This is a genomic window from Microcoleus sp. PH2017_08_TRC_O_A (assembly GCF_020738665.1).
In the GTDB taxonomy this organism is placed as follows: Bacteria; Cyanobacteriota; Cyanobacteriia; order Cyanobacteriales; family Microcoleaceae; genus Microcoleus.
The window spans coordinates 20519-30121 of sequence record NZ_JAEQCE010000080.1; the positions used below are offsets into that span (position 1 = coordinate 20519).

At 45.1% G+C, this 9603-nt stretch carries 10 protein-coding genes; 5 read left to right on the plus strand and 5 right to left on the minus strand.

All coding sequences use genetic code 11. The features are described 5' to 3' along the window. Positions 1-206: 206 nt before the first annotated feature. Positions 207-1163, minus strand: coding sequence for a glycosyltransferase family 2 protein (locus JGK22_RS24645; RefSeq protein WP_293313976.1), 957 nt, complete (start codon positions 1161-1163; stop codon positions 207-209). 55 nt (positions 1164-1218) lie between these two features. Beyond that, entirely contained in the window at positions 1219-3156 is a 1938-nt protein-coding gene (locus JGK22_RS24650; protein ID WP_293313979.1) for a hypothetical protein, read from the minus strand. 168 nt (positions 3157-3324) lie between these two features. Between JGK22_RS24650 and JGK22_RS24655 the strand changes: the two genes are divergently transcribed. Next, positions 3325-3963, plus strand: a complete 639-nt coding sequence (locus JGK22_RS24655; protein WP_293313982.1) for a TenA family protein — start codon at positions 3325-3327, stop codon at positions 3961-3963. Positions 3964-4089: 126 nt separating this feature from the next. Here the strand turns inward: JGK22_RS24655 and JGK22_RS24660 are convergent, their stop codons facing one another. Further along, positions 4090-5238 carry a mannosyltransferase family protein gene (locus JGK22_RS24660; RefSeq protein WP_293192663.1) on the minus strand — a complete coding sequence of 383 codons (1149 nt, stop codon included), beginning with the start codon at positions 5236-5238 and terminating at the stop codon, positions 4090-4092. A 96-nt stretch (positions 5239-5334) separates the two neighbouring features. Then, complete coding sequence (locus JGK22_RS24665; protein WP_293187109.1) at positions 5335-6630, minus strand: pentapeptide repeat-containing protein; 1296 nt, start codon at positions 6628-6630, stop codon at positions 5335-5337. A gap of 119 nt (positions 6631-6749) precedes the next feature. Between JGK22_RS24665 and JGK22_RS24670 the strand changes: the two genes are divergently transcribed. Next, entirely contained in the window at positions 6750-7205 is a 456-nt protein-coding gene (locus JGK22_RS24670; RefSeq protein ID WP_293187110.1) for an aspartyl protease, read from the plus strand. 237 nt (positions 7206-7442) lie between these two features. Here the strand turns inward: JGK22_RS24670 and JGK22_RS24675 are convergent, their stop codons facing one another. After that, on the minus strand, positions 7443-7955 hold the full coding sequence (locus JGK22_RS24675) for a DUF1648 domain-containing protein (RefSeq protein WP_293313985.1): 513 nt from the start codon (positions 7953-7955) through the stop codon (positions 7443-7445). A 101-nt stretch (positions 7956-8056) separates the two neighbouring features. Here JGK22_RS24675 and def point away from each other — a divergent pair, with 101 nt between their 5' ends. The 3 genes from def to JGK22_RS24690 all read left to right on the plus strand — a co-directional run bounded on the left by def (position 8057) and on the right by JGK22_RS24690 (position 9554). Then, positions 8057-8617, plus strand: coding sequence for a peptide deformylase (gene def / locus JGK22_RS24680; RefSeq protein ID WP_293187112.1), 561 nt, complete (start codon positions 8057-8059; stop codon positions 8615-8617). Beyond that, on the plus strand, positions 8617-8817 hold the full coding sequence (locus JGK22_RS24685; protein WP_293187114.1) for a hypothetical protein: 201 nt from the start codon (positions 8617-8619) through the stop codon (positions 8815-8817). The genes def and JGK22_RS24685 overlap by 1 nt, the downstream gene beginning before the upstream one ends. Positions 8818-9065: 248 nt before the next feature. Then, entirely contained in the window at positions 9066-9554 is a 489-nt protein-coding gene (locus tag JGK22_RS24690; protein WP_293198923.1) for an FHA domain-containing protein, read from the plus strand. Positions 9555-9603: the final 49 nt, after the last annotated feature.

Sequence of the window (9603 nt, forward strand, 5' to 3'; positions counted from 1 at the left end):
GTAGGTAAGTAAGTCCACCTAAACAAATATAATACCCAGATTCCCGACTTTTTTAAGAAGTCGGGAATCTAAAGCGCGAGCTTGTTTTACGTTTAATTCGGTAGTTTCTAGTTAGTCAAGCTGCTACTTGTGTCTTGGTTAAAGCCCATTGACATAAATTTATCGCCGAAGGTGGCGTTTTTGATTATTACTTGATAATTTTTTTACTATCGTCGGTGTCGATCGGCAAAACCAGCAACTTCTCCCAGCGTATAAAGCGGTCTGCCCTTCACCTCCTCATAAATCCGCCCAATATACTGGCCCAAAATCCCAATACTGACCAACTGCACCGCACCCAAAAAGAAAACTGCCATAATTATAATTGTCAAACCACTTAATGCCGCACCCGGAGAGAAAAGACGCCAGTACAAAACCAGAAAAGCCATTAAAACAGACACCAAAGCCGAAAATAAACCCAAATAAATCGACAGTTGCAAAGGAACCTTTGAAAAAGAGACTAAACCGTTCATCGCCAAAGCAAAAGATTTGCTGAAGGTATACTTAACATCGCCAGCAAAACGCGGATCTCGTTCAAACTTAACCGCAGTTTGTTTGAAACCAATCCAAGCCCGCAGTCCCCGAATGTAGCGATTGCGTTCTGGCATAGCATTGAGCACATCCACTACACACCGATCCATCAAACAAAAATCCCCCGTATCTATGGGAATATCAACATCAGCAAGATTCCGCAAAATGCGATAATACATATAAGCAGGCAACCGCTTAAACCAACCTTCTTGACGGCGTTGAGTGCGCTGAGCGTAAACAACTTGATACCCGAGACGCCACTGTTCTACCATATCTAGAATTAGCTCTGGCGGGTCTTGCAAATCGCCATCCATGATGACTACAACTTGACCACTAGAAAAATTTAATCCAGCAGTTACAGCTATTTGGTGACCGAAATTGCGCGCCAAACTGAGGTAACAAATTCGCGAGTCTTGTTCGTGCAATTCTCGCAAAATTTCCAGAGAGCGATCGCGGCTGCCATCATTGATTAAAATTAATTCTACAGCGCCGTCCATTCGATCCATCACAGCACTAATTCGTCGGTACAATTCTGGGAGATTTTCTTCTTCATTATAGATGGGAATTATCAAGGAATACTTAGGTATATTGTTCATCTCAGTTTGTGTTGTAAAATCTGGTGTCAACGGTTAAATCAAATAAATCAAAACTTTATTTTTTCACAAACACGCTCAGCGGCTCCATCGACCATTTTTGTGCGTAAGTTTGATTTTTGAGGACTATCTCTTTTCCTTGTTTGCCGTCATTTTTTGTAGACTGGTAAATTATCGCACAAGGGATAAAACTTTTGTAAGGTTCGGAATTTAATTTTTGCTTGACAACAGGATCGATAGTAGAAATATGTTCAATGCGAGGTGCTGGTTTTCCCGGCTCTGGAAACATCACCCACAAGGGATATTCCCAGGCATTTTTAGCCCAAAAAGAAAGTCCTATATTCGTGCAGTTTTGAGCTTTAACAAAATCTACTGCTGTATTGTAAGCAACCTCGATATTCGGGCGGCTTGTAAAGTAAAGATCGTGTCTGCTGCTATTAAAAATGTTACCATCTCCCACGAGAGGTCTAAAGTTGTTGTGAAAAACCCACGGTAGCGACATTAAAATCAGAATTGCCACCAGATAATTTGCGTTTTTATGATTTGATAATTGCGATACTACCAATCCAAATATTGGCGAAAATAATACAAATATTGACAGGTGATGGCGGCTGTGCCAAGGTTGTAATTTCAGAAGGAAGCAGATAAGTAAAAATGTCATTATTACAGCAATCAAATAAGTTATCACTATTTTTGTTTTTTGCCAAATAGGATTTTTAAGTATAAGTGTAATGCTGGCAAATATCAGCCCAAAGTGAATGGGATTGGTAGCTGTATTTTCATTAAATGAGGGTGTGGCGATCGCAAATACTTGTCCGGGAGGCCAAGTGATGCGTGCGTCGTTTGTCGCTACGCCCAGTATTCGGTGCAGCACGTTAATCACTCCGACAATCGCACCGTTAATCCGGGAAATCCTCGTACCAGCTTGCATACCTAAATTTCTAATGACATTTGACAGGAAAGTTGGCAGAGTAATTGCTTCTATTTTATATTCTTTTGTAAAACTTTCTGGCGCTCCGATCGCATAACCGAACAAATCGTAATTTCGCCAAAAGTGACCGACATTCAATACAAAAGTCACACCGGCTATTATCAAAATAGGTTGCAGCATTTTCCCCCGAAAACCTTGAATTCCTCCTACAAAAAACCAAATAATAAAAGGCAAACAAAATATATAAGCTGTCGTTTTTGTCAAGAGAGCCAGACCCAAACTCGCACCGATTTTGAAAGTATTAATCCCTGTTATTCCTGCCGAGAGTCCAGCTAAACCGCAGGAAACAAAACACACTACCCAGAAACATACAGCATAATCGTTTTGAGTGCTAGAACCCTGAAGGATACCCATCGGCAAAGTCGCAGCAAAGACTGCTGCAAAAACTTGACCCCGCCCATTTGCCCCCAGTTGCTTAGCAATTAAAGAAACTGCGATCGCACTTCCCACCATACTCAACCACTGTACCAAATTAGCAAAGCGATCGCCCCCGGTTAAAATCTGAAAGTGCATAATCGCAAACTCAGCCCCAGGCGGGTGATACAACTGCGGCACGTAAGAAGTGGGATAATGCTCGACACTGCGGTTTTGCATCCAGTGAGCAACCCGACTCATGTGATAAGTCATAGAATCCCAATTGTTAGGCGGTGCAACTACAGCAATTAAACCAACCGCAGCAAAAATAAAAAATACACCGCCTAGCAACCCAACTAATACACTAGAAAATTTCTCCTCTTGACTTTTCTCAAAAATTGGCTTGACAGGTTTAAATTTTAGATAAACCATCAAGCCGAGAATATTTGCTACCAACCACAGCCCAAACACCCACTCAAAAGTCAGCAACCTAAATAAACTCAAAATTTCAGTAGACAAAGCAACTATAACTCCCCAAACAATTGCTGCGGACAAAATAGCACTGCGCCAACACTTATCTATTTTCTGAAATATAAGCCACAAAATGCCCAGAGTCACCAATGGAATCAAGCCAAATATATTTGTTATCATAGATTTTGAGGTGGACTCTAAGACAGGGTACTCAGGGCCCGGAGGCTAAAAACCTGGTTTGTGAGTAGATTCATCGTTGTCTTTCCCCAATATTTCTACGAGAAACCGAGTGATTTCTGTAAGTCATATAACAATTACCATCATAACCACCGATAAATTAAAAAATTCATGACAAGTTCTAACTATCTGTGGCAAGCAAATCAAGACTTAAGCGAAGCTTGTCTGCAACATCCTTTTCTCAGAGGCATTGCTGACGGCAGCCTCCCCCAAAATAGTTTTGCATATTATGTTGCACAAGACGCATTTTTTCTGAGAGCATTTGCTCGCGCTTACAGTATTGCTGCGGCAAAAGCACCCGACTGGGAGGGATTTGAAATCCTCCACAATCTCGGGAGTGGCGTTTTAGAAGAACTTCGCTTGCATCAAGGATATGCAGCCAAATGGGGTGTAAACTTGCAAGAGGCTAAACCCGGAATTGCTACCCGCCACTACACGGATTTTTTATTAGCAACAGCTTGGGGAAGCGGTGTAGGTTTGACAGTAGCGGCGATGACTCCTTGCTTGCGGTTGTATGCTTTTTTGGGACAGCAGTTAGCCAAGCCTAATATACCAAAACACGCCTTGAGCGACTGGATTGTCACCTATAGCAGCCCTGAGTTTGAGATTTTAGCTTCACGGCTGGAAAGTTTGGTCGATCGCTATGCCGAATCTATACCGGAAGTAGAAGCAACCTATCGCTACGCTATGTTGTGCGAAAGAGACTTTTTTCAGGCAGCTTGGGAGGTAGATTCAACAGTTGACAGTTGACAGTTGACAGTTGACAGTTTGAGAGCGACCTCTACCCTTAAGTCCGAGGATTGGAGTAATGAATAGTCTGATTTTCATTTTCTGGTAAATTAAGTTTTTTCAAGAGATGCTCGCCAACTATCGCCCCTAAGCTACCCACAGCCAACCTGCAAATCTGACGGAAACGTACAGCAGAAATATACCAAACAATCCCATCAACCCGTAACCCCAACGAGGCTTAGCTGCTAGCAACAAGCCGAGAGCTATTGAAAGCGGCAGCATACCGTAAGCGTAGCGGTTTACCGATCGCAAAGCTCCGGAATTAAGCAGCAGTGCTAAAGAGCAAAAACCGTAAGTCAAAACAATAGTGGTAAGCCTTTTGTGCAAAAACCATAATAAATAGCCGCTGCCAAAAATCATCACAATTCTACTGATAGCAGATACCTTCAATTTGAGAGCTTGAATCAATACCTCGAACCAACTCGGCTGAACCCATCCCTTTTGAACATGAACAAATGCTAAAGCATCTCCAAATCTAATAGCACAATATATACTAAATGAAAATATCCCAAGAGCGCTAGCCAAACCTGCAAAATAAGCAAGTGGAGGTCTTTTTTCCCTCCAAGCTGTCAGCAAAAAAGCAGGTATCAGTGCTACTCCCGGCCCCCTAGTAGCAGTTGTCAAAGCTCCCCAAACAGCAGCCCAAATATACTCGCCCCTCTCAAAAGATCGCAAAGCAGATGCTGTCAGAAACAGAAACAATCCTTCTGTATACATGACAGTGCAAAATAGCGAGAACGGACACCAAGCTAGCATAGCGGTTGTCCATTTGGCAACACCAGTATCGTATCGCTGTTCTACCCAAAAATAAATCAGCACTAATGCGCCCAAAAATGCAAAAGAGTTGATTAATACCCCTGCTGCGTCCGATCGCATTCCGAGGGTCATCAGCCCCCGAATTAGCAAGGGAAACAGCGGATAGAAGGCAACAGAATGTTGCTCTCCGTCATCGGCGTAGGAGTAGCCTAGGGTAGCGATTTTGGTGTACCATTCGCCGTCCCAATGGGAGAACAACTCCCAGCCACTTTTGGGAATAAAGCCCGCCACAAAAGGCGTTGAGTCCTGAGACTGGTAGAGCAGCGAGTGATGGTACAGGAAGGGGGCAATTAGCTGCATCCCGATCGCAATTACCGATCGGCTCAGCAACCACATAGTAATTACAAAAATTAACCCATCTCTGCTTTTAGTGCCTGCTTGACGCGGACTTACTTCTAGCCCTAAATCAGTATTTGTCATCGCTAAAACAGCGCCAGACTGTTGATTTTAAATACAGTATAGTCGGCTGCCTATCGATCGCCAAATATATACGTAAGTACAGCGGTACTGCTAATTTTAGCGTCCCAGTTTATTGGGAATACCTTCGCAGCCGCCGGGAATAGTCTCTCGCGACTTCGAGCCGCACCAAGCGCAGCAGTAATAGCGCTGCTCGTCCGACAGCCGCTTGACAGCAGTGAAATCAGCACGTTCAACCACAGCGCCGGTATATTCACCCGTTTGATAGTTGGCAAATTCCGTGCGGCTGCGGGGAGATGCCATTTCTGCCGAGCCGTAGAATAATTTGGTGGCTCTCATGTCGGCGCGAACGAGATTGGCGTCGTACAGAATAGCGCGCGAGAGGTTTGCTTTCACTAAATCGCACTTGCTGAGATTGGCTCGGACAAGGTTGGCTTCGCTCAACTCAGTCCACCGTAAATCCGTGCCAGCGAGGTCAGCACCAGCTAACATGACGTTTAAATCGATGACGCGGAGGCCGTGATCTCTGTCTTCAGCGTAGCCACCATCGCCGTCAAGGATGGGGCGACCTAAAAGCCGATCGCGCTTCAGAGGAGTAATCAGTCTCGACTGCGACAAAAACCGCAGAATTTTCGCTTTACCTTCAGCATCCACACTGCTCATAATTGCAGCGGTGCGGCCTTCGGCGATCGCCCTTTCCTGCGGCCAATCTTCCAAAAACCCTTGCTCGTCAAGGGCTAAGTCGGAAACCCCTTGAAAATAAGCATCAATCGTTTGCTGCTGGGTAATGCGATTTTGCTGAATCGTCAAATCCTTCGAGATCACGTACTGGCGCCAAGCCACGTAAACGCCCAAAATTGCGATCAAAATTTGACCCAAAGCACCAATTAACTCGCCGAGAGCTCCGATAGCATCCCAGTTGATTTGGATGTTGCGGCTTCCCGGTTCAGTATTAGTACCGCTGAGCATCAGCAAGCCCACAATCCCAGCTAACAGCCCGAAGCAAGAGATGATCAGCGTGCGCCAAGTCGGCGGAATTACCTGCACCCAAATTTTGCCCCAACTCGGCCACATCATCCGCAGCGATATGCCGATCGCACCGACGGCGCCTATTAAGCCGATCCAAATGCTATCGTTAGCCAGTCCTACAATCATCGCTGCGATCGCCGCCAGCGTCAGCACCGAACCAGTCATCTCAGCAGTCGTTTGTGCGGGCTGCTGCGGCAATAAAACCCTGCGAGTTGGAGGAGGCGGCGGTAGCGGTTTTTCCGGTTCAGCAGTAGCAACGATTGTCGCTGATTCTGGCGGCACAGTAGGGCTTGCACCGTTAGGGCTTTCTACAGTCACGTTCGACTTAGGAGGATTGGGTTGAGGAGAGTTGGGTTCTGGTGTCATGCGTTGAGGCAAATTCTAACTTGAACAGGTCACTAAAACGATTTTAACCAACTAAGCACGATTCTAGATAGCATTACAATAGAAATATCCAGTAATTACACTCAAAGAGGTAACATAATATGACCCTGGTACTCCCCAATCTTCAAGGCAAACAAATGGGTCAAGTAATCACTACAATCACCGTCACGAATCGTATCGATCTAGTTATGGCAGAACGGGGATTCATTTCTACCGAGGAAGTTCGTTGTGCGGTACTCGACAAAGTTGTTGTCGATACCGGAGCAACTCTACTTTCCTTGCCAGCTCCCATTATTAGCCAACTAGGTTTAAGACAAGTAGGAGAAAGAGATGTAGAAACATCGGCTGGCATCAAAAAAGGTCGAATTTTTGCAGGCGCTCAAATTATTGTAGAAGGGAGAGAAGGTAGATTTGATTGTTTAGAATTGCCCGAAGGCGTTGCTGCTGTTTTGCTGGGCGTGATTCCCATGGAAGAACTAGGGTTAGAACCAGATTTGAAAAATAGACGGTTGCGAGTATTGCCGATGAACAACCAGCAAACATATCTAATGGCTTAGTCAAAAGGTTTGTAGTCAGGACTTTAGTCCTTTCTTTAATGCGGACTAAAGTCCTCACTACAAACCTTTTTATGTGAAAGTTTGTAGTCAGGACTTTAGTCCTTTCTTTAATGCGGACTAAAGTCCTCACTACAAACCTTTTTATGTGAAAGTTTGTAGTCAGGATTTTAGTCCTTTCTTTAATGCGGACTAAAGTCCTCACTACAAACCTTTTTATGTGAAAGTTTTTGCCTACAGCTAGCGAGCTAAATAAGCCCTCCCCAAATAGACCCCAACCGTCGCAAATATCAAAAAAGTCATCCCGAAAACCAACTCTATACTAAACCTTTGAGCATTTCCCAAAGCCACAATAATTTGCTGCCGCACTATAAAAGCAAATAGCCAACAAATCTCCGCCTTCAGCCAAACCAAAAGGCCTCGCCCCAAGAGATATTGTCGGCGCGCATTTTCCTGAGTAATCCGTACCGGATAGTTAAAAGTATGCGGATAGCGCGATACCGCAGTTAAAACCACAAAAATAATAGCAGCCACTGCTGGCAGCATCCAAATCATCACCTTGTCGCCCAAAGCATCAGGCTGCCCCCCCAAGCCGAAGTGAATTGGAATACGATCGGGCAAAACCGCCCAAAACTGTACGATCGGCAAAATCGACACTAAAATCGCGTTCGCCCCCGCAAGCTCTACCGCCAATAAAACAGGCGAAAGCCCCAGAGAAATCACCGGCCGTTGGTTTGGTGCGTTTCCAGTCATAGCTACTTAAAATTAGATTAATATTGAAAATAATAGTATTGGTTCCCATGTAATCCCCCAACCGCTTTCGTTGGGGGTTTCCAAACATCTCGCGAGGTTTTATGACGGTTCAGGTTTTGGTTGAAAAGAAAAAGTTAGAAAAACCGCCCCTAACAATACACACTTTAGGCGATCGCGTCCTGCGGCAGCCAGCAAAGCGCGTCAGCAGCATCGATGCAGAAATTCGGCAGCTAGTCCGAGAAATGCTGCAAACCATGTACAGTGCCGACGGCATCGGTTTGGCAGCCCCCCAAGTCGGAGTTAACAAACAAGTAATCGTACTCGACTGCGAACCCGACAATCCCGCCACACCCCCATTGGTTTTGATCAACCCCACCATCAAAAGTAGCAGCGGCGATATCTGCATCTTGCAAGAAGGCTGTTTAAGCATTCCGGGAGTTTATTTAGAAGTCAAACGCCCAGAAGCTATTGAAGTGTCCTACCGCGACGAATTTGGCCGCCCGCAAACCCTGAAAGCGACAGATTTATTGTCGAGGGCAATTCAGCACGAAATGGATCACCTCAACGGAGTGCTGTTTGTAGATAGAGTAGAAAACAAGCTCGCACTCAATGAAGAATTAGTCAAGAACAAATTTTCGCCAAAGGCCGTAAAATCAGTATGATGGCAGGAACTCCAAAAAGTGGTTTATTGTTAGCTCTTTCGTGCATCACTGCGATCGCCGCAGTCGGCTCAATCTTTGAGCTGTCTTCGGGAGAAGCTCAACTCGGCAACGTAGTTACCGGCATCATCCTCGCCCTCAGCATACCGCTCACAGGCATATTTTTCTATGCAGCCGTTCAGGATGCCAGAGCAAATTTATGATTAGTCATTAGTCAGCAGTCATTAGTCAGTAGTCAGTTGTTATTTGTTATTTGTTATTGGTGAGTTGTCCTATATTACTTGTTATTGATTCCTAGTTGTTAGGTGTTAGTGGTGAGTTATTGATTGTTACTAATAACTAATAACTGCTCCCCAACCATCAATCACAAATAACTAATAACAAATAACTAATAACTAATAACTGCCAACTGCCAACTGCCAACTGCCAACTGCCAACTGCCAACTGACTGATGACTAATGAAATCGGATTTCTGCGACAAGTGCCCGCCAAAGGCGCTGCGTCCGGGCTAGCGTCCAAGTACCAACTTTCTGAATATGGAGAAGTGGCGATCGGGCGCGATCGCAATTGTCAAATAGCTTTAGAGTCGATCGCCCACGGCATGGTTTCCCGCCGCCATGCCGCAGTCCGTCCCTTAACTCATGGTAATTGGACGAGATGGCAAATTTGCGACCTCAACAGCGCTAACGGAACTTATATCAACGGCCAAAAGCTCGAAGGCTGCCAAACTTTAGAAACAGGCGATCGCATCAGTCTCGGTATTGACGGCCCTGAATTCATATTTGAATCTCCCGCAACCCCAAACCAAACTAAACCCGCATACCCAGCCACAAAAACGGGCAATTTTCCAGTCAGTGAAAAAGACGCTCTCACTTTAACTCAATTATTCCCTGACGGTGTTACGCTGCACAACCCTGGACAAACAGGGCATACGCGATAGCAATACTCTCACTATTGATAGAGAGAGCAAAGGAGCCGTCCCTCAAAGC

Bases quoted from the DNA above. Each gene is read 5' to 3' on its own strand.
- JGK22_RS24670 (WP_293187110.1), top strand. From the start codon at position 6,750: ATGACCCTGGTACTCCCCAATCTTCAAGGCAAACAAATGGGTCAAGTA.
- def (WP_293187112.1), top strand. From the start codon at position 8,057: ATGACGGTTCAGGTTTTGGTTGAAAAGAAAAAGTTAGAAAAACCGCCC.
- JGK22_RS24675 (WP_293313985.1), bottom strand. From the start codon at position 7,955: ATGACTGGAAACGCACCAAACCAACGGCCGGTGATTTCTCTGGGGCTT.
- JGK22_RS24650 (WP_293313979.1), bottom strand. From the start codon at position 3,156: ATGATAACAAATATATTTGGCTTGATTCCATTGGTGACTCTGGGCATT.
- JGK22_RS24655 (WP_293313982.1), top strand. From the start codon at position 3,325: ATGACAAGTTCTAACTATCTGTGGCAAGCAAATCAAGACTTAAGCGAA.
- JGK22_RS24685 (WP_293187114.1), top strand. From the start codon at position 8,617: ATGGCAGGAACTCCAAAAAGTGGTTTATTGTTAGCTCTTTCGTGCATC.
- JGK22_RS24660 (WP_293192663.1), bottom strand. From the start codon at position 5,238: ATGACAAATACTGATTTAGGGCTAGAAGTAAGTCCGCGTCAAGCAGGC.
- JGK22_RS24645 (WP_293313976.1), bottom strand. From the start codon at position 1,163: ATGAACAATATACCTAAGTATTCCTTGATAATTCCCATCTATAATGAA.
- JGK22_RS24665 (WP_293187109.1), bottom strand. From the start codon at position 6,630: ATGACACCAGAACCCAACTCTCCTCAACCCAATCCTCCTAAGTCGAAC.
- JGK22_RS24690 (WP_293198923.1), top strand. From the start codon at position 9,066: ATGACTAATGAAATCGGATTTCTGCGACAAGTGCCCGCCAAAGGCGCT.